Raw genomic sequence first — 16,552 nt, 5'->3', positions numbered from 1 at the left:
GACCTGCCTTTCAAAAAGCCTGGTGCCCAACCACGGCCAGTGCCTTTTCGGCAATTTCCTGGGTCAGCTCACCTGCCGGCATGTGCCGTCCCAGCCGCAACGCCTGCCCCGACCACAGATTGCTGAAGTCACTATTGCCCAGCGGATCGGTGATCGCCCGCAAAGGCATCAATGCCCCACCCGCCAGCGGGAAGCGTGGCGCCAGCGCGCTCATCGGCCCCAGCTCGCGCATGATGCGGTTGTTGATACCCCGCGCGGGGCGGCCGGTGAACAGGTTGGTCAGCGCCGTGTCGCTGGCAGACGCGCTGTCCAGCGCCCGGCGATGCGCTGGCGAAACCTTGGCCTCGGGGCAAAACAGGTAAGCCGTGCCGATCTGCACTGCCGAGGCACCCAGGGCCAGCGCCGCCACCAGCCCACGGTGGTCGCCGATGCCACCCGCGGCAATCACCGGGACGCCGACCGCATCGGCAATCTGGGGTACCAGGGCGAACGTACCGATCTGGCTGGTGATGTCGTCACTCAGGAACATGCCGCGATGGCCACCGGCTTCATACCCCATGGCGATGATCGCGTCGCAACCGTTGTGTTCCAGCCAGATGGCCTCTTCCACCGTAGTGGCACTGGAGAGCACCTTGGCACCGCTGGCTTTTACCCGCTGCAGCAGTTCGGCCTGGGGTAGGCCGAAGTGGAAGCTCACCACCTCCGGGCGCAAGGCTTCGACCAGCTGGCAGCTTTGCTCGTCGAAAGGCGCACGGTTGGACACCGGCGTGGGCGCCGCGAAATCGGCACCCACTTCGTTGTAATAAGGTTCAAGGGCCTGCTTCCAACGCGCATCGTGCTCGGCATCGGGCGCTGGCGGCTGGTGGCAAAAGAAGTTCAGGTTAAGTGGGCGCCCCGGGCAGCCAGCGCGGAACGCGGCGATTTCGGCGCGCACTTGCTCGCCGCTGAGCATGGCGCAGGGCAGGGCGCCCAGCCCACCTGCCAGGCCCACGGCAATGGCCATGGGTGAGCCGGTCGCCCCCGCCATGGGCGCCTGCAGAATGGGCAACTCGATGCCCAGCAGGTCGAGGATACGGCGGTCGGGCCAGTGGCTCATGCGATTCTCCTTGCGTGGGGCGAGCGGCGCGGCGGGGGCTTGTGGCGGTTTTTACAGGGCTTTGCTGACCTGGATGTCGCTGATTTTCTCGGCGTCTTCACCGTGGATCTTGCGCAGGGCCTCAAGGGCTTGTTCCTGCGAGGCATCGGGCATCAGCGCGAAGTCCCAACGACGCTGGCCGTCGAGCTTGTATTTGATGACGTACTTGATGGTCTGGGTCATGGTGGCCTTATCTGAGTTTCGACGACGAACGACGGATGATCTTGATCTTGTGGGTCAGGGTTGGCTTGCGAGTGACCGAGATCGGGCGTGTGGTCACGGTATCGATGGTGATGTTCCAGAAGCCGGTGCTGGGCACGGTGATCTTCGCCGGGAACTTCTCGAAATGGCCGCCGTGGTAAGTATGACGGCCGCCGTTCTTGAAGCTGCGGAAGTTGGCGTCGTTCATCAGGCGGATATTGCAGCGCTGAGAGCACTCGATGACGACGATGTCGTCCTCGTTGAGGTGCTCGCGCTGGTGTACGAATTTCATGTGATGCTCCGCAAGGTTTGGATCTGCAAAGGCAAAAGATACCACGATGTACCGTTACACTGCCGCGCTGTTCGCCAGGCGCAGATAATTCTGCCAAAGCAGGGAGCAAAACCGCCTGGCAGTGGTCGAAGCGAATTCTTGATGGCAGAGGTGCTGCAAATGAAGTGGATGGTGGCGGCGTTGACGGTGACGCTCGGTGGCTGCGTGAGCGTTACCGAGCTGGAGCAATCGCGTGAAACGCTGGATGTGATCTCTGGCAAGAGCCCGCGCGCCTATGCCGATTGCGTCAAGCAGAAGCTGGCCGATACGCGTGGCCCGCTGACTGAAGAGCAGCGTGGTGACGGCCTGCGGCTGATCGTGCCGCAGAAGCTCACCTCGGGGGCAGGCCCGGCGGCGCTGGTGGATATCGACAAGCGCGGCAGCGGTAGCAGCATCAAACTGCATGAGCGGCTGAACAATTTCCCGCTGCGCCTGGGTGATGTGCGCACTGCTGCAACCCAATGCATCTCCGGAAGTTGATCTGAGGCAACGGCTGTTCCTTGCTTTACTTATATGTTTTGAGCCTAAACATATAACAAAAGAAAAGGAGCTTCGTGATGACACCGTTGAGACGCGTCGTGATCGGCAGCCTGCTGATCCTGGCCTTGCCCAAGGCGCATGCCGTCGATGGCCAGAAGGTCTTCTCCCAGGGCGGGGCCAACCCCGCCGCCATGGCCTGCCTCGGTTGCCATGGCCCGGACGGCAAGGGCATTGCCGCTGCCGGCTTCCCACGCTTGGCTGGGCTTCCAGCCGGTTACCTCAGCAAACAGTTGCATGACTGGCGCAACGGCAGCCGCAAGCAGCCGGTGATGGAGCCGCTGGCCAAAGCCCTGAGCGAAGATGAAATCGAGGCAGTCAGCAGCTACCTGGCCGGCCTGCCGGCAGCCCCCACTGGCGACCTGCGCCGCCAGCAAATTGCCAATGACCCTACCACCCGCGTGGCCCTGTACGGCGACTGGAGCCGGCAGATTCCCGGCTGCGTGCAATGCCATGGGCCGGGTGGCGGCGGGGTCGGTGAACACTTCCCGCCCTTGGCCGGCCAGCCCGCCAGTTACCTGATAGCGCAGCTCAATGCCTGGCGTGACGGCAGCCGCAGCAATGACCCCAACCAACTGATGGTCGGTGTGGCCAAGGCCATGACCGATGACGAGATCAAGGCTGTTGCCGAGTTCTTCGCCCACCCCGCCAGCCAGGAGGTCACGCCATGAAGCCGTTGATTCCAGCCATGTTGCTGCTGGCCGTGGGCAGTGCCCAGGCCGCGCCGATTGCCATGGAAGACCAGTCGCAGTTGAAAGTGCCCGGCGTGCAGGCTGCGCCGCAGTTCGTACCCCCCGATGAAAGCGATTTGCCCGACAATGCCTTTGGCAAGATGGTGCGCGAAGGCCATGCCTTGTTCGTCGACACCCGCCGGCTGATGCCCGAGGCCGTGGGCAATGGCATGAACTGCAGCAACTGCCACCTCGACCAAGGGCGGCTGGCGCATTCAGCACCGATGTGGGGCGCGTACCCGATGTACCCGGCTTACCGCAAGAAGAACGACAAGGTGAATACCTACGCCGAGCGTATCCAGGGCTGCTTCCAGTTCAGCATGAACGGCAAGCCGCCGGCCGCCGACAGCCCGCAAATGACGGCGCTGGCGGTGTACGCCTACTGGCTGTCGACCAAGGCGCCGACCGGCGTGGAACTCGCCGGGCGCGGATACCCCGAGGTGGCGCAGCCACAGGGTGGTTATGACTTCAAGCGTGGCCAGCAGGTTTACCGTGAGCAGTGCGCCATTTGCCATGGTGACAACGGTGAAGGGCAGCAGGTTGCGGGCGAGTATGTGATGCCGCCGCTGTGGGGCAAGGACTCCTACAACTGGGGCGCCGGCATGCACCGCATCAACACGGCGGCGTCGTTCATCAAGTACAACATGCCGCTGGGCAAGCCCGGCAGCCTCAGCGACCAGCAAGCCTGGGACGTGGCGGCGTGGATCAACCGCCATGAACGGCCACAGGACCCTCGCCTGGTAGAGGGTTCCATCGAGAAAACGCGGGTGAAGTTTCATGCCAATGATGGCGTGAACCTGTATGGGCAGAAGGTTGATGGGGTGCTGGTGGGGCAGGGCACTGGAAGTTGATGGGGCACTGCCTCTTCGCGGGTGAACCCGTGAAGAGGCGGTATAGGCACCATTATTTTGCTGTCATCCGCCTGTCATGAATGACCGTAATATTCACGATCCCCCGGAACTATCTACACTGGGATATCTCTATGATGGCATCGGTCGCTATCGGGGGGCATTGTAAGGTGACTGCCGCCTGATTAGACTGCGCCGAATTCCACAGGCCTAGCCTTTTGTAAGGACGTTTATGATCAAGAAATGCTTGTTCCCGGCAGCCGGCTACGGCACTCGCTTCCTGCCTGCTACCAAAGCCATGCCCAAGGAAATGCTGCCGGTGGTCAACAAGCCACTGATCCAGTATGGCGTTGAAGAAGCATTGGATGCTGGTCTGAACGAGATCTCCATCGTGACCGGTCGCGGCAAGCGCGCCCTGGAAGACCACTTCGACATCAGCTACGAGCTGGAAAACCAGATCAAGGGCACCGACAAGGAAAAATACCTGGTTGGCATCCGTCGTCTGCTCGATGAGTGCTCGTTCTCCTACACCCGCCAGACCGAAATGAAAGGCCTGGGCCACGCTATCCTCACCGGCCGCCCGTTGATCGGTGACGAGCCTTTCGCCGTGGTGCTGGCGGATGACCTGTGCGTCAACCTTGAAGGTGACGGCGTGCTGGCGCAGATGGTTGCGCTTTACAAGAAGTACCGTTGCTCGATCGTTGCCATCCAGGAAGTCGATCCGCAGGAAACCAACAAGTACGGCGTCATCGCCGGTGAAGAGATCAAGGACGGCATCTTCCGTGTCGACTCCATGGTCGAGAAACCGAAGCCTGAAGATGCCCCTTCGAACCTGGCCATCATCGGCCGTTACATCCTGACCCCGGACATTTTCGAGAAGATTGAGCAGACCGAACCGGGCAAGGGTGGCGAGATCCAGATCACCGACGCGCTGATGAAGCAAGCGGCCGAAGGTAACGTGATCGCCTACAAGTTCAAGGGCAAGCGTTTCGACTGCGGTGGTGCCGAAGGCTACATCGAGGCGACCAACTTCTGCTTCGAGAACTTCTACAAGGCTGGCAAGGCTTACTGATAAGCCCTGTTGGTATTGGAAAGCCACCCTTCGGGGTGGCTTTTTTGTTTGTGGCGGCCAACGGCGTTATGCTGGGCGCCTGCCTAGGAGACTGAATACATGGCCTACGATTTTGATCTGTTCGTGATTGGCGCCGGGTCCGGCGGCGTGCGCGCGGCGCGCTTTGCCGCGGGCTTCGGTGCAAAAGTGGCAGTGGCTGAAAGCCGCTACCTGGGCGGTACCTGTGTCAATGTCGGCTGTGTTCCGAAAAAGCTGCTGGTGTATGGCGCGCACGTTGCCGACGAACTGGAGCAGGCCGCAGGTTTCGGCTGGACCTTGGAAGAAGGGCATTTCGACTGGGGCACCCTGATTGCCAACAAGAACCGGGAAATCGAACGCCTCAATGGCATCTACCGCAACCTGCTGGTCAACAGCGGGGTGACCCTGCTGCAGGGCCACGCACGCCTGACCGGTGCCAATGAAGTGGAAGTGGACGGTCAGCGCTACAGCGCCGAACACATCCTCATCGCTACCGGTGGCTGGCCACAGGTGCCGGATATCCCCGGCAAGGAACTGGCCATCACCTCCAATGAAGCCTTCTACCTCAAAGACCTGCCTCGCCGGGTGCTGGTGGTGGGCGGTGGCTACATCGCCGTCGAGTTCGCTGGCATCTTCCAGGGCCTGGGGGCTAACACCACGCTGCTGTACCGTGGTGACTTGTTCCTGCGCGGCTTCGATGGCTCGGTGCGCACCCACTTGAAGGAAGAGTTGGAAAAGCGCGGCCTCGACCTGCAGTTCAATGCCGACATTCAGCGTATCGACAAACTTGAAGATGGCAGCCTCAAGGCCACCCTCAAGGATGGCCGAGAGCTGGTTGCCGATTGCGTATTCTATGCCACTGGCCGGCGCCCGATGCTGGACAACCTGGGCCTGGAAAACACCGGCGTCGAACTGGATGCGCGCGGCTACATTCGGGTTGATGAGCAGTTCCAGACCACCGCGCCGTCAATCCTTGCCATTGGCGACGTCATCGGGCGTGTGCAGTTGACGCCAGTGGCCCTGGCCGAAGGCATGGCCGTGGCGCGGCGCCTGTTCAAACCAGAGCAATACCGCCCGGTGGACTACCAGAACATCCCTACTGCGGTGTTCAGCCAGCCGCCGATCGGCACCGTAGGCTTGACCGAGGAGCAGGCGCTGGCGGCCGGGCACAAGGTGCAGGTGTTCGAAAGCCGCTTCCGCGCCATGAAGCTGACCCTGACCGACATTCAGGAAAAGACCCTGATGAAGCTGGTGGTCGATGCCGAGACCGACAAGGTGCTGGGGTGTCACATGGTTGGCCCTGATGCCGGTGAAATCATCCAGGGCCTGGGTATTGCGCTGAAAGCCGGTGCGACCAAGCAGCAGTTCGACGAAACCATCGGCGTGCACCCGACGGCGGCCGAAGAGTTCGTGACCATGCGTACGGTCACCCGCTGATAACGCGTAGCCTGCAGGAGCAGCACAAGGCTGCTCCTGCAGGGGTGTGCCGATCCGTGTCACGGCGCGCCGGTCCGCAATCCTTTGCTCAGCCCATTCCCTTCTATTAATTAACCCCGGTTATAGCCAAAACCAATCGCAAGCATGAGCTTTGCCAATGAGCCTTCAGCGGGATGATTAGTTAGGATTCTATCCATCAACTGATTCCAACCCCATGAAGGAGCGTCTCTCATGCCAATCATCAACAGCCAGGTCAAACCGTTCAACGCCACCGCCTACCACAAAGGCGAGTTCGTTCAGGTCAGCGAAGCCGACCTGAAAGGCAAGTGGTCTGTCGTGTTCTTCTACCCGGCCGACTTCACCTTCGTTTGCCCGACCGAGCTGGGTGACCTTGCCGACAACTACGCAGAGTTCCAGAAGCTGGGCGTGGAAATCTACGGCGTGTCCACCGACACCCACTTCACCCACAAAGCCTGGCACGACACTTCGGACACCATCGGCAAGATCGAGTACCCGCTGATCGGTGACCCGACTCACGTCATCTCGCGCAACTTCGACGTGCTGATCGAAGAAGCCGGCCTGGCCGATCGCGGTACCTTCGTGATCAACCCGGAAGGCCAGATCAAAATCGTCGAACTGAACGACGGTGGTGTAGGCCGCGATGCTGCCGAACTGCTGCGTAAAGTGAAGGCTGCCCAGTACGTTGCCGCTCACCCAGGCGAAGTGTGCCCGGCCAAGTGGAAAGAAGGCGAAGCCACCCTGGCGCCGTCCCTGGACCTGGTCGGCAAGATCTAAGACTGTGAGCCAGTCGCGGGCGGTAGTCAGCCGCCAAAGCTGAAGTTGTTACCGCCCCGTCAAACGCCCGGGCGACCTCGCCTGGGCGTTTTTGTATCCGAGTTTTGAAAAAGGAATCGCCCGTATGTTGGACGCCACGCTTAAATCGCAACTGAAAACCTACCTGGAGCGGGTCACCCAGCCGATCGAGATCGTTGCCTCCCTCGACGACGGCGCGAAGTCCCGCGAATTGCATGACTTGCTGGTGGAAATTGCCGGCCTGTCGAACCTCATTACATTCAGCGCGGACGGTACCGATGCCCGTCGCCCGTCGTTCTCGCTGAACCGCCCGGGTGACAGCATCAGCCTGCGCTTCGCCGGCATCCCCATGGGCCACGAGTTCACCTCGCTGGTGCTGGCGCTGCTGCAAGTCGGCGGCCACCCATCCAAGGCCAGTGCTGAAGTGATCGAGCAGATCCAGGCCCTGGAAGGCGAATTCACCTTCGAAACCTACTTCTCGCTGTCGTGCCAGAACTGCCCGGACGTGGTCCAGGCGTTGAACCTGATGGCGGTGCTCAACCCCAACGTGCGCCATGTGGCCATCGACGGTGCGCTGTTCCAGGAAGAAGTGGAAGCGCGCAAGATCATGGCGGTGCCGAGCATCTACCTGAACGGTGAAGTGTTTGGCCAGGGCCGCATGGGCCTGGAAGAAATCCTTGGCAAGATCGACACCAGCGCCGGCGCCCGCCAGGCCGAGAAGATCAACGCCAAGGACGCCTTCGACGTGCTGGTGGTCGGCGGTGGCCCCGCTGGCGCCGCTGCTGCCATCTATGCTGCGCGTAAAGGCATCCGCACTGGCGTTGCAGCCGAGCGCTTCGGCGGCCAGGTGCTCGACACCCTGGCCATCGAGAACTTCATCTCGGTGCAGGAAACCGAAGGGCCTAAGCTGGCCACGGCGCTGGAAGAGCACGTCAAGCAGTACGATGTCGACATCATGAACCTGCAGCGCGGCGAAGCGTTGATTCCGGCCAGCGAGGGTGGCTTGCACGAAGTACGCCTGGCAGGCGGCGCCTCGCTTAAAGCCAAGACCGTGATCTTGGCCACCGGCGCCCGCTGGCGCGAAATGAACGTGCCAGGTGAGCAGGAATACCGTGGCCGTGGCGTGGCCTACTGCCCGCACTGTGATGGCCCCCTGTTCAAGGGCAAGCGCGTAGCGGTGATCGGCGGCGGCAACTCGGGCGTGGAGGCGGCCATCGACCTGGCCGGTATCGTCGCCCAGGTGACGCTGATCGAGTTCGACAGCCAACTGCGTGCCGACGCGGTTTTGCAGCGCAAGTTGCACAGTTTGCCGAACGTGAAAGTCATTACCAGCGCACTCACCACCGAGGTGCTGGGCAATGGCGAGAAAGTGACTGGCTTGCGCTACAAGGACCGCACCACCGATGAACAGCATGACGTGGCGCTGGAAGGTATCTTCGTGCAGATCGGACTGTTGCCCAACACCGACTGGCTCAAAGGCACCGTCGAGCTGTCGCCGCGTGGCGAGATCATCGTCGACGCCAAGGGCCAGACCAGTATCCCGGGTGTGTTTGCAGCGGGTGACGTGACGACCGTGCCGTACAAGCAGATCGTGATTGCGGTGGGTGAGGGGGCCAAGGCTTCGCTGGCGGCCTTCGACCACCTGATTCGCACTTCGGCGCCGGCGTAAGCCTGTACCGGCCCTTTCGCGGCTAAAGCCGCTCCCACAGGTACTGCACAGATTTTGAATGCTGTGCGGTCCCTGTGGGAGCGGCTTTAGCCGCGAAAGGGCCGGCACAAGCAAAGCAGAAACTGAGGGTGTCTATGATTAGTGCAGACACCCTCAGGAGCTTGAACATGACCCTGATCAGCCGCGAACCCTGGTGGCTAGTCCCCCCCAAGCCCGGGCAGAAAGAGCAGGACCTGCACTGGGGCTACCTGGAAATCTACGCCGACGGGCGCACCGTGTTCGTCGACCAGCGCCCCAGTGACCGGGAGCTGGCCGAGCGCAAGAGCTGCCGCAACTTCCCCGACCCCGAGCCGTGAAGGCTCAGCCTTCCAGCTCGGCCAGCCGTGCTTCCAGCGCTGCAATGCGTGCTTCGAGGGCTTCGATGCGTTCTTCCGACACACTGGCGCCACTGCTGCGTGCGCCACCTTCCTGCTGGCGTGCAGCGAGGATCGCCTCGATTTCCGCCGGGTCGCCCAAGGCGTGGGTGTAGCGGTCCTCACGCTGGCCGGCCTGACGCGGCAGGTGCAAGGCCAGGTCCCGCGAGATCAGGCGCTCCAGCTGATGCTGAATCTGCTCGGTGTCGTCGAAGTCGTGCAGGCGGTTGCTGCGGGTCAGCAGTTCGTTGAGCGTTTGCGGGCCGCGCAGGAACATCAGGCCCATCAGTACCAGCTGTGCGGGCACCAGCTCCAGTGCCTTGTCTACCCGCTGTTCCCAGCGGTCGGCACGGCTGCCCATCTGCAAGCGGGTCAGGTCCTGCCCTTCAAGCGCACGCAGGGCTTGGCCAACCTGGCCTTGGGTGAGGTTCATCACAGGTTCGCGGCTGGTCTTCTGGTTGCAGGCCAGGACCAGGGCATTGAGGGTCAGCGGGTAGCTTTCCGGGCTGGTGGCCTGCTTTTCGATCAGCGAACCGAGAATGCGGATCTCAACGCTGTTGAAGCGGCCAACACCGGCGGTTTCGTGTTCTGACATGGCCCTGTCTCATTACTGGGGAAAGGCCACTAGGGTAGGTAATGCCACCGTGTAAGGCAATTGGGGCCGCACAGCGGCCCCGGCAATCTCAAGGGTTGCGCCGCTCTTCGGCCAGGCAGGCCGCCGCAGTGAACAGCACATCGGTCGAAGAATTCAGCGCCGTTTCGGCCGAATCCTGCAGCACGCCGATAATGAAGCCTACCGCCACCACCTGCATGGCAATTTCGCTGGGGATGCCAAACAGGCTGCATGCCAGTGGAATCAGTAGCAGCGAGCCCCCAGCCACGCCCGAGGCACCGCAGGCGCACACCGCCGCCACCACGCTGAGCAGCACGGCAGTTGGCAGGTCCACCGGGATGCCCAAGGTATGCACGGCGGCCAGGGTCAGTACGGTAATGGTGATCGCCGCACCGGCCATGTTGATGGTCGCGCCCAGCGGGATCGACACCGAATAGGTGTCTTCATGCAGGCCAAGGCGTTCCGACAATGCCAGGTTGACCGGAATGTTGGCGGCCGAGCTGCGGGTGAAGAATGCGGTAATGCCGCTTTCGCGCAGGCACAGCAGCGTCAGTGGGTAAGGGTTGCGGCGGATCTTCCAGAACACGATGAGTGGGTTCATCACCAGCGCCACGAACAGCATGCAGCCGATCAGTACCGCCAGCAGGTGCAGGTAGCCGAGCAGCGCGTTCAGGCCTGACTGGGCCAGGGTGGAGCTGACCAGCCCAAAGATGCCCAGCGGGGCGAAACGGATGACCATGCGCACGATCAAGGTCACGCCATTGGACAGGTCGTCTACTACGGTACGGGTGGTTTCGCCGGCATGACGCAGGGCCACGCCCAGGCCGATGGCCCAGGTGAGTATGCCGATGAAGTTGGCGTTGAGCAGGGCATTGACCGGGTTGTCGACCGCGCTCAGCACCAGGTTCTGCATCACCTCGGTAATGCCGCCTGGTGCGCTCAGCGTGGCCTCGCCCGTGCTCAGCACCAGGTGCGACGGGAACAGCATGCTGGCGACCACGGCCACCACCGCTGCGGCAAAGGTGCCCAGCAGGTACAACCAGAGGATCGGGCGAATGTGGGTTTCCTGGCCGTGACGATGGTTGGCGATCGAAGCCATGACCAGGATGAACACCAGCACGGGCGCAACCGCTTTCAGGGCGCTGACGAATACCTTGCCGAGGAAAGCCAGGTCGCGGGCGATGGCAGGTGCCAGCAGCGCAAGGGCGATGCCGGCGAGCAAACCGATGACGATCTGCGTGACCAGGCTGGTGCGGTTGAGGAAACGGAGGAGGGGGGTCATGTGCAGCGGTATCTCGGAATCTGGAAAGGGCGGACTTTACCATAGCGGCTTGTAGGGCTGCTCCGAGCGCCTCACCAATGAAACAACTCCCGCCGCGCCCCCTCGGTAATCGCCACGATCCCTGGGTGCTTGACCTTGCGCTCCACCGAAATGGCATAGAACGACTCGTGTACGGCTTCGGTCTGGCCGATCAACTGCACGCCATTCACACCGCCATCGACAGCGGTACACCCTGCAGCCATTCCGGGTGGTAGCGCAACAGCATCTCCAGGCCGCGCTCCTGGTAGGCCGGGAAGCTGATCGCGACCAGCGTCTCGCCCTTGACCTTCTGCGGCGGGCCGAGGCGCTGGAGGATCACGCCGTTGCGAACGAAATAGCGCTCCATGGCCGTGGTGGTCACCGCCACCACCGAACTGGCCCCCAGGTACCAGCCGCATTGCAGGCTGGACCAGAATATCTTCATCGCCAGCTGCGGATCGTCCGCCGCGCTGGCGGCGTAGCGCGAAAGCTCCCAGACCGACGGATCGCTCGGCGGGGTTTCGCTGCACAGGTAGGCGAAGACGTCCTTGAGCAGGTAGGCGTCGGTCGTCGGCAGCAGGCGGGCGCAACCGCAGATGCCCTGGCGGCCCATGGCGACGATGTAGCGGGTTTGCGGATGGTCGAACTGGTCGAATTCCTGGTCGCGGACCCTGGAGGTGGAGACCACGTCCCAGCCCAGCTTCTCGATGAAGACTTGATGCCGGTAGCGTCCCAGCTCGGCGATCATGGCGGCGGAAAGCCCTTCCAGCGATTCAGAGAGCAATTCGATCATACTGGCGGCACACCTCTTCGGCGATAACGCTGGGGGCAACGAAAATGCCGCTACCCGACTGCCCGAACGCCTGCATCAAGGCACTGTCATCGAACTCCCCCACGATCCGAGGCTGCACCTGCTGTTCGCCCAGCCACCGCAGCAGGCGGCTGCGCACCACGGTTTCCTGGCCTGGAACAAGCAGCGGCGCATCCTGCAAGCAGGCCGGAAAAGGGCCGTCCAGCCGTTGCGCCAGTGCAGGGGTGGCGAAAAAGCTCAGCCCGCATTCGCCGAGCTTCTGGCTGTAACCTTTGATGTCCAGGTGGCTGGGCATGGGGCTGTCGGAAATCACAAGGTCCAGGCGCTGGATGGCCAGGTCTGCCAGCAGCCGTTCAAGTTTGTCTTCGCGGCAGTTGATGCGCAGCACCTCGTCCAGTTCCATGGTAGGTGCCAGCAAGCGGTAGACGATGGATTTGGGGACCACGTCGGCTACCCCAACGCGGAACAGGATCTGCTCTTGGGGGCCGGCCCGCAGCAGGGCTTCCAGCTCGCCGCCGATCTGGAACATCTGCTCGGCGTACACCAGCGCCTGGCGGCCGGTTTCGGTCAGCTCAAGCTGGCGTCCGGCGCGCTGGAACAGTTCCAGGCCGTAGGTTTGCTCGAACAGGGTGATCTGCCCGCTGATGGTTTGCGGTGTGAGGTTCAGCTGTTGGCTGGCACGGGTGATGCTGCCAGTCTTGGCCACGGCCCAGAAGTAATGCAGCTGGCGATAATTGAGCACCGTTGGTCGTCCCGATTCGTAAAAACCGAAGTATACGTCATGAAAATACGAATTTTACTGAACTATCGGCGTCTCTAGAATGCACGGCATCAGGCGCCATGCGCCGCCGGAATTTTCAAGCGAGGACACCATGCTGCAACTCAAATCCATCGGCACCCCGTTGGTGCTGGCCTTGGCCCTGTTCACCCTGGCAGGTTGCGACCAGGCCGAGAAATCTGCCCAGCAGATGCTCGACCAGGCCGCGCAGTCGGCCAAGCAGGCCATCGACGATACCAACAAGGCTGCCCAGCAGGCGTTGAGCGATGCCATCGGCAGCGAAGGGCAGAAGCCCAAGGATGCCGAGAAAAAAGAACAAACCCAGGACATTTGACCCCAACCGCCGCTGCAGGATCTGAACAATGGAATATTTGCTGGAACTCGCCGCTAGCCCTACCGCCTGGGTTGCCCTGGCTACGCTGGTGGCCATGGAAGTTGTACTGGGTATCGACAACCTGATCTTCATCTCGATCCTGACCAACAAGCTGCCGGTGGAGTACCGCTCCAAGGCACGGCGTATCGGCATCAGCATGGCCTTGGTCATGCGCCTGGCCTTGCTCAGCACGGTGGCCTGGATCGTCCAGTTGACCGACCCGGTGTTCGAAGTGTTCGGCAACGCCTTCTCGTGGAAGGATGTGATCCTGATTGCCGGTGGCCTGTTCCTGCTGTGGAAGGCGACCAAGGAGATTCACGAAAGCGTCGACCCGCACGGTGCCAAGGAAGAAGCCAAGGTTGGCTCGACCGTTACCCTGGGCTTTGCTGCGGCAATCTTCCAGATCCTGCTGCTGGACATCGTCTTCTCGGTCGACAGCATCATCACCGCCGTGGGTATGACCGAGCACCTGCCGATCATGATCATTGCCGTGATCACTGCGGTGATCGTAATGATGGTGGCCGCCGACCCGCTGGCCAACTTCATCAACGACAACCCGACCGTCGTGATGCTGGCCCTGGGCTTCCTGATCATGATCGGTATGACGCTGATCGCCGAAGGGTTTGGCGCTCATGTACCGAAGGGTTATGTGTATGCCGCCATGGCGTTCTCGACGGCTATCGAGATCCTCAACATCCTGGCGCGTCGGGCGCGTTTGAAGCGTGAGGCAGCTGAAGGTTGATATAAAAGCGGGGCGCATTGCGCCCCATTCGCCGGCAAGCCCGCGAATGGGCTTTAGTAAATTTTGAGGTCAGTGCACCCCGGCATGCCGCCGCGCCCGCCTTATTGGCTGTGGCTTGGCCAGGGGCTGCGGTGGCAGGTGGTGATGTTGTGCATGACGCCGCACAATGCGCAGTACACCCCACAGCATGGCGGCTGCAACGCTTAGCCACATGCCTACCAGCATGAGAATTGCCATGGTCAGGCTCATCTGTGCCTCCATCTCTACGGCAAGCCTTCGATTGGCCAGCGCTTGCCTTCCAGACACTGCTTTAGTCTAGCCCTTCGCCTGTGACGTTCCATCGAACAAAGGTCTATCTCTGGGGCCGATTCGCTCTAAGCCGTTGTCGGACTATACCCGCGCCGCTGTCGGACCTATGATCGGTGGCCAGAGCCGGGCGCTGCCTGCCTGGCGTTGGAACAAGCGAGTGTCCATGGAGCAACATTCCGTCAAAACCGCCTACCGACGGCTGCTGGCCGCCTGTCTGATGGCTGCCACCCTGGCCGGTTGTGCCAGCGCACCGCCTGCCAACCTCAAGGGCTTGCCTCAGCGAGTGGAGATCAGCAGCGTGCCGTTCTACCGTGGCAACGCCAACCACAGCGGGGCTATGGCACTGGCGGCCGTGCTGTCGCAACAGGGGGCTCCGATCACACCGGGGCTTCTGGACAAACCGTTGAACCTGCCCCAGGGCGCCGAAGCGCTGGATACCGGTATCCCCCGCGTGGCGCGGGACTACGGCATGGTGGTATACCCGCTGGACAAACAACTGGACGCGCTGTTGACCCAAGTGGCGGCGGGCAACCCAGTGCTGCTGCGTTACGAGGAAGGTTCGGCCTGGTGGGGTGAGCCGCGTTATGCGGTGCTGATCGGTTATGACCGTTACAAGCAGCGGGTGTTGTTGCGCTCGGGCATGCACCGGCGGCAGGTGATGGCATTCGATGAGTTTGCCTCGGCGTGGGCGAAGCAGGGGAGCTGGGCGGTGCTGGTGCAGCCACCGCGACAATTGCCGGCCCAGGTGGATCGCCAGCGCTGGTTGATGGCTGCCGATGAGCTGGCCAAGGCGGGGCAGGAAGTTGCAGCGAAACAGGCGGTGAATAGCCTGAACAAATGAAATGGCCTGAACCGGCCCTATCGCCGACAAGCCTGCCCCCACAGAAATTGCACATTCGAAAATGGTGCGGTTCCTGTGGGGGCAGGCTTGCCGGCGATAGGGTCAGGCCTGTTTACATCAGAAGCCCAGACGATCGCGCAGGCTGTAGTACCAGGCACCGATGGCGCTGAACGGCACGCGCAGCATCTGGCCACCCGGGAATGGGTAGTGCGGCAGGCCGGCGAAGGCGTCGAAACGCTCCGCCTGGCCGCGCAGGGCTTCGGCCAGTACCTTGCCCGCCAGGTGGGTGTAGGTCACGCCGTGGCCCGAGCAACCCTGCGAGTAATAGATGTTGTCGCCGATACGGCCAACCTGTGGCAGGCGCGACAGGGTCAGCAGGAAGTTGCCGGTCCAGGCGTAATCGATCTTCACGTTCTTCAGCTGCGGGAAGGCCTTGAGCATCTTCGGACGGATGATCGCCTCGATGTTGGCCGGGTCACGCGCGCCGTACACCACGCCACCGCCGAAGATCAGGCGCTTGTCGCTGGTCAGGCGGTAGTAGTCGAGCAGGTAGTTGCAGTCCTCGACGCAGTAGTCCTGCGGCAGCAGGGTGCGTGCCAGTTCTTCGCCCAGCGGCTCGGTGGTGATCACCTGGGTGCCGCATGGCATGGACTTGGCGGCCAGCTCTGGCACCAGGTTGCCCAGGTAGGCGTTGCCGGCAACGATGATGAACTTGGCGCGGACTTTGCCCTGCGGGGTGTGAACGACCGGGTTGGCACCACGTTCGATGCGTACCGCCGGGGTTTGTTCATAGATGATGCCACCCAGCGACTCGACTGCAGCCGCTTCGCCCAAGGCCAGGTTCAATGGGTGGATGTGGCCGCCGCTCATGTCGAGCATGCCGCCGACGTAACTGTCACAGGCAACCACTTCGCGGATGCGCTTCTGGTCCATCAGCTCCAGCTGATTGTGGCCAAAACGTTCCCACAGGCGCTTTTGCGACTCCAGGTGGCCCATCTGCTTGCTGGTGATGGCGGCGAACACGCCACCGTCTTTCAGGTCGCACTGGATGTTGTATTTGGCCACGCGCTCACGAATGATGCGGCCGCCTTCGAAGGCCATATGGCCCAGCAGTTGCGCCTGCTTGGGGCCAACGGTGCGTTCGATGACGTCGATGTCGCGGCTATAGCTGTTGACGATCTGGCCGCCGTTGCGGCCCGACGCGCCGAAGCCGACCTTGGCCGCTTCGACGATGCTCACCTTGAAGCCGTTCTCGAGCAGGAACAGGGCGCTGGACAGGCCGGTGTAGCCGGCGCCGATGATGCATACATCGGTTTCCACCTCACCCTGCAGCGCCGGACGTGGCGGCACCGGGTTGGCCGAGGCGGCGTAGTAGGACTGGGGGTAGGGGGTGTTAGCCATGCTGCAGGAACCTCGTGTTTTATATTTTTAACGAATGTACCGATGCTATCAATAATAATAAACACCCGCTAGTCGTCTGGTGAAAATCCTTTACGGGGCGCTTGTCGGCCCTCCTTATATAAAGAGTTTAAGATTCAGTAGCTTAGCGCGAAAAAAAGTGTTGACAGGGTTTTTGGAAT

General features: G+C 61.8%; 19 protein-coding genes and 2 pseudogenes. 11 read left to right on the top strand and 10 right to left on the bottom strand.

The genetic code is table 11. The annotated features are described in order from the left end of the window. Positions 1-10 precede the first annotated feature (10 nt). From ACNQP3_RS17790 to ACNQP3_RS17780, 3 genes are read right to left on the bottom strand one after another with little or no spacing between them, the layout of a single operon-like run. The gene (locus ACNQP3_RS17790; RefSeq protein WP_060492739.1) at positions 11-1,096 is read right to left on the bottom strand and encodes an NAD(P)H-dependent flavin oxidoreductase; all 1,086 of its coding nucleotides are present in this window, start codon (positions 1,094-1,096) and stop codon (positions 11-13) included. A gap of 51 nt (positions 1,097-1,147) precedes the next feature. Continuing rightward, positions 1,148-1,318 carry a hypothetical protein gene (locus ACNQP3_RS17785; RefSeq protein WP_012051910.1) on the bottom strand — a complete coding sequence of 57 codons (171 nt, stop codon included), beginning with the start codon at positions 1,316-1,318 and terminating at the stop codon, positions 1,148-1,150. 7 nt (positions 1,319-1,325) lie between these two features. Further along, on the bottom strand, positions 1,326-1,628 hold the full coding sequence (locus tag ACNQP3_RS17780; RefSeq protein WP_003250918.1) for a DUF1883 domain-containing protein: 303 nt from the start codon (positions 1,626-1,628) through the stop codon (positions 1,326-1,328). A gap of 159 nt (positions 1,629-1,787) precedes the next feature. Between ACNQP3_RS17780 and ACNQP3_RS17775 the strand changes: the two genes are divergently transcribed. The 8 genes from ACNQP3_RS17775 to ACNQP3_RS17740 all read left to right on the top strand — a co-directional run bounded on the left by ACNQP3_RS17775 (position 1,788) and on the right by ACNQP3_RS17740 (position 9,148). Beyond that, positions 1,788-2,147 (top strand): hypothetical protein, encoded by a 360-nt coding sequence (locus ACNQP3_RS17775; RefSeq protein WP_060492762.1) that lies wholly within the window; start codon positions 1,788-1,790, stop codon positions 2,145-2,147. 77 nt (positions 2,148-2,224) lie between these two features. Continuing rightward, on the top strand, positions 2,225-2,875 hold the full coding sequence (locus tag ACNQP3_RS17770) for a c-type cytochrome (RefSeq protein ID WP_060492738.1): 651 nt from the start codon (positions 2,225-2,227) through the stop codon (positions 2,873-2,875). Continuing rightward, entirely contained in the window at positions 2,872-3,786 is a 915-nt protein-coding gene (locus ACNQP3_RS17765; protein WP_012273147.1) for a c-type cytochrome, read from the top strand. Before ACNQP3_RS17770 ends, ACNQP3_RS17765 begins: the two co-directional genes overlap by 4 nt. A 229-nt stretch (positions 3,787-4,015) precedes the next feature. Beyond that, on the top strand, positions 4,016-4,855 hold the full coding sequence (galU, locus tag ACNQP3_RS17760; protein ID WP_012273146.1) for a UTP--glucose-1-phosphate uridylyltransferase GalU: 840 nt from the start codon (positions 4,016-4,018) through the stop codon (positions 4,853-4,855). 99 nt (positions 4,856-4,954) lie between these two features. Then, entirely contained in the window at positions 4,955-6,310 is a 1,356-nt protein-coding gene (gene gorA / locus ACNQP3_RS17755) for a glutathione-disulfide reductase (protein ID WP_060492737.1), read from the top strand. A gap of 231 nt (positions 6,311-6,541) precedes the next feature. Further along, the gene (ahpC, locus tag ACNQP3_RS17750; protein ID WP_003250537.1) at positions 6,542-7,105 is read left to right on the top strand and encodes an alkyl hydroperoxide reductase subunit C; all 564 of its coding nucleotides are present in this window, start codon (positions 6,542-6,544) and stop codon (positions 7,103-7,105) included. Positions 7,106-7,229: 124 nt separating this feature from the next. Beyond that, complete coding sequence (gene ahpF / locus ACNQP3_RS17745) at positions 7,230-8,792, top strand: alkyl hydroperoxide reductase subunit F (RefSeq protein ID WP_012273144.1); 1,563 nt, start codon at positions 7,230-7,232, stop codon at positions 8,790-8,792. Positions 8,793-8,959: 167 nt separating this feature from the next. After that, the gene (locus ACNQP3_RS17740; RefSeq protein WP_041166543.1) at positions 8,960-9,148 is read left to right on the top strand and encodes a hypothetical protein; all 189 of its coding nucleotides are present in this window, start codon (positions 8,960-8,962) and stop codon (positions 9,146-9,148) included. 4 nt (positions 9,149-9,152) lie between these two features. Here the strand turns inward: ACNQP3_RS17740 and ACNQP3_RS17735 are convergent, their stop codons facing one another. The 5 genes and pseudogenes from ACNQP3_RS17735 to nhaR form a co-directional block, all read right to left on the bottom strand. Further along, positions 9,153-9,800 (bottom strand): YceH family protein, encoded by a 648-nt coding sequence (locus ACNQP3_RS17735; RefSeq protein WP_060492736.1) that lies wholly within the window; start codon positions 9,798-9,800, stop codon positions 9,153-9,155. A gap of 88 nt (positions 9,801-9,888) precedes the next feature. Beyond that, positions 9,889-11,100, bottom strand: a complete 1,212-nt coding sequence (sstT, locus tag ACNQP3_RS17730; protein WP_060492735.1) for a serine/threonine transporter SstT — start codon at positions 11,098-11,100, stop codon at positions 9,889-9,891. A 71-nt stretch (positions 11,101-11,171) separates the two neighbouring features. Next, a pseudogene (locus ACNQP3_RS17725) lies at positions 11,172-11,303 on the bottom strand (LysR family transcriptional regulator); the annotation flags it as partial. A gap of 2 nt (positions 11,304-11,305) precedes the next feature. Next, positions 11,306-11,911: an acyl-homoserine-lactone synthase gene (gene rhlI, locus ACNQP3_RS17720; RefSeq protein ID WP_003138177.1), complete on the bottom strand. Its 606-nt coding sequence runs from the start codon at positions 11,909-11,911 to the stop codon at positions 11,306-11,308. Next, positions 11,910-12,671: pseudogene (nhaR, locus tag ACNQP3_RS17715) on the bottom strand (transcriptional activator NhaR); the annotation flags it as partial. The pseudogene nhaR and the gene rhlI, both read right to left, overlap by 2 nt. Before the next feature lie 130 nt (positions 12,672-12,801). Between nhaR and ACNQP3_RS17710 the strand changes: the two are divergent. Beyond that, positions 12,802-13,041 (top strand): hypothetical protein, encoded by a 240-nt coding sequence (locus tag ACNQP3_RS17710; RefSeq protein WP_012273139.1) that lies wholly within the window; start codon positions 12,802-12,804, stop codon positions 13,039-13,041. Positions 13,042-13,069: 28 nt separating this feature from the next. Then, positions 13,070-13,822 carry a TerC family protein gene (locus ACNQP3_RS17705; protein ID WP_060492734.1) on the top strand — a complete coding sequence of 251 codons (753 nt, stop codon included), beginning with the start codon at positions 13,070-13,072 and terminating at the stop codon, positions 13,820-13,822. A 69-nt stretch (positions 13,823-13,891) separates the two neighbouring features. Here the strand turns inward: ACNQP3_RS17705 and ACNQP3_RS17700 are convergent, their stop codons facing one another. Further along, the gene (locus tag ACNQP3_RS17700; RefSeq protein ID WP_012273137.1) at positions 13,892-14,071 is read right to left on the bottom strand and encodes a hypothetical protein; all 180 of its coding nucleotides are present in this window, start codon (positions 14,069-14,071) and stop codon (positions 13,892-13,894) included. 166 nt (positions 14,072-14,237) lie between these two features. Between ACNQP3_RS17700 and ACNQP3_RS17695 the strand changes: the two genes are divergently transcribed. Beyond that, positions 14,238-14,972 (top strand): peptidase C39 family protein, encoded by a 735-nt coding sequence (locus ACNQP3_RS17695; protein WP_060492733.1) that lies wholly within the window; start codon positions 14,238-14,240, stop codon positions 14,970-14,972. A 117-nt stretch (positions 14,973-15,089) separates the two neighbouring features. On the opposite strand, the gene ACNQP3_RS17690 is transcribed toward ACNQP3_RS17695, so the two are convergent. Beyond that, positions 15,090-16,373 (bottom strand): NAD(P)/FAD-dependent oxidoreductase, encoded by a 1,284-nt coding sequence (locus ACNQP3_RS17690; protein WP_012273135.1) that lies wholly within the window; start codon positions 16,371-16,373, stop codon positions 15,090-15,092. Positions 16,374-16,552: the final 179 nt, after the last annotated feature.

This window comes from Pseudomonas sp. LFS074 (assembly GCF_047978165.1).
Taxonomy (GTDB): Bacteria; Pseudomonadota; Gammaproteobacteria; order Pseudomonadales; family Pseudomonadaceae; genus Aquipseudomonas; species Aquipseudomonas putida_P.
Note: the sequence above shows the minus strand (reverse complement) of the source record. Positions and strands in the feature narration are given on the sequence as shown.

Excerpts from the sequence above, each read along its gene's own strand:
- ACNQP3_RS17790 (WP_060492739.1), bottom strand. The coding sequence starts at position 1,096 with ATGAGCCACTGGCCCGACCGCCGTATCCTCGACCTGCTGGGCATCGAG.
- ACNQP3_RS17785 (WP_012051910.1), bottom strand. The coding sequence starts at position 1,318 with ATGACCCAGACCATCAAGTACGTCATCAAATACAAGCTCGACGGCCAG.
- ACNQP3_RS17780 (WP_003250918.1), bottom strand. The coding sequence starts at position 1,628 with ATGAAATTCGTACACCAGCGCGAGCACCTCAACGAGGACGACATCGTC.
- ACNQP3_RS17775 (WP_060492762.1), top strand. The coding sequence starts at position 1,788 with ATGAAGTGGATGGTGGCGGCGTTGACGGTGACGCTCGGTGGCTGCGTG.
- ACNQP3_RS17770 (WP_060492738.1), top strand. The coding sequence starts at position 2,225 with ATGACACCGTTGAGACGCGTCGTGATCGGCAGCCTGCTGATCCTGGCC.
- ACNQP3_RS17765 (WP_012273147.1), top strand. The coding sequence starts at position 2,872 with ATGAAGCCGTTGATTCCAGCCATGTTGCTGCTGGCCGTGGGCAGTGCC.
- galU (WP_012273146.1), top strand. The coding sequence starts at position 4,016 with ATGATCAAGAAATGCTTGTTCCCGGCAGCCGGCTACGGCACTCGCTTC.
- gorA (WP_060492737.1), top strand. The coding sequence starts at position 4,955 with ATGGCCTACGATTTTGATCTGTTCGTGATTGGCGCCGGGTCCGGCGGC.
- ahpC (WP_003250537.1), top strand. The coding sequence starts at position 6,542 with ATGCCAATCATCAACAGCCAGGTCAAACCGTTCAACGCCACCGCCTAC.
- ahpF (WP_012273144.1), top strand. The coding sequence starts at position 7,230 with ATGTTGGACGCCACGCTTAAATCGCAACTGAAAACCTACCTGGAGCGG.
- ACNQP3_RS17740 (WP_041166543.1), top strand. The coding sequence starts at position 8,960 with ATGACCCTGATCAGCCGCGAACCCTGGTGGCTAGTCCCCCCCAAGCCC.
- ACNQP3_RS17735 (WP_060492736.1), bottom strand. The coding sequence starts at position 9,800 with ATGTCAGAACACGAAACCGCCGGTGTTGGCCGCTTCAACAGCGTTGAG.
- sstT (WP_060492735.1), bottom strand. The coding sequence starts at position 11,100 with ATGACCCCCCTCCTCCGTTTCCTCAACCGCACCAGCCTGGTCACGCAG.
- rhlI (WP_003138177.1), bottom strand. The coding sequence starts at position 11,911 with ATGATCGAATTGCTCTCTGAATCGCTGGAAGGGCTTTCCGCCGCCATG.
- ACNQP3_RS17710 (WP_012273139.1), top strand. The coding sequence starts at position 12,802 with ATGCTGCAACTCAAATCCATCGGCACCCCGTTGGTGCTGGCCTTGGCC.
- ACNQP3_RS17705 (WP_060492734.1), top strand. The coding sequence starts at position 13,070 with ATGGAATATTTGCTGGAACTCGCCGCTAGCCCTACCGCCTGGGTTGCC.
- ACNQP3_RS17700 (WP_012273137.1), bottom strand. The coding sequence starts at position 14,071 with ATGAGCCTGACCATGGCAATTCTCATGCTGGTAGGCATGTGGCTAAGC.
- ACNQP3_RS17695 (WP_060492733.1), top strand. The coding sequence starts at position 14,238 with ATGATCGGTGGCCAGAGCCGGGCGCTGCCTGCCTGGCGTTGGAACAAG.
- ACNQP3_RS17690 (WP_012273135.1), bottom strand. The coding sequence starts at position 16,373 with ATGGCTAACACCCCCTACCCCCAGTCCTACTACGCCGCCTCGGCCAAC.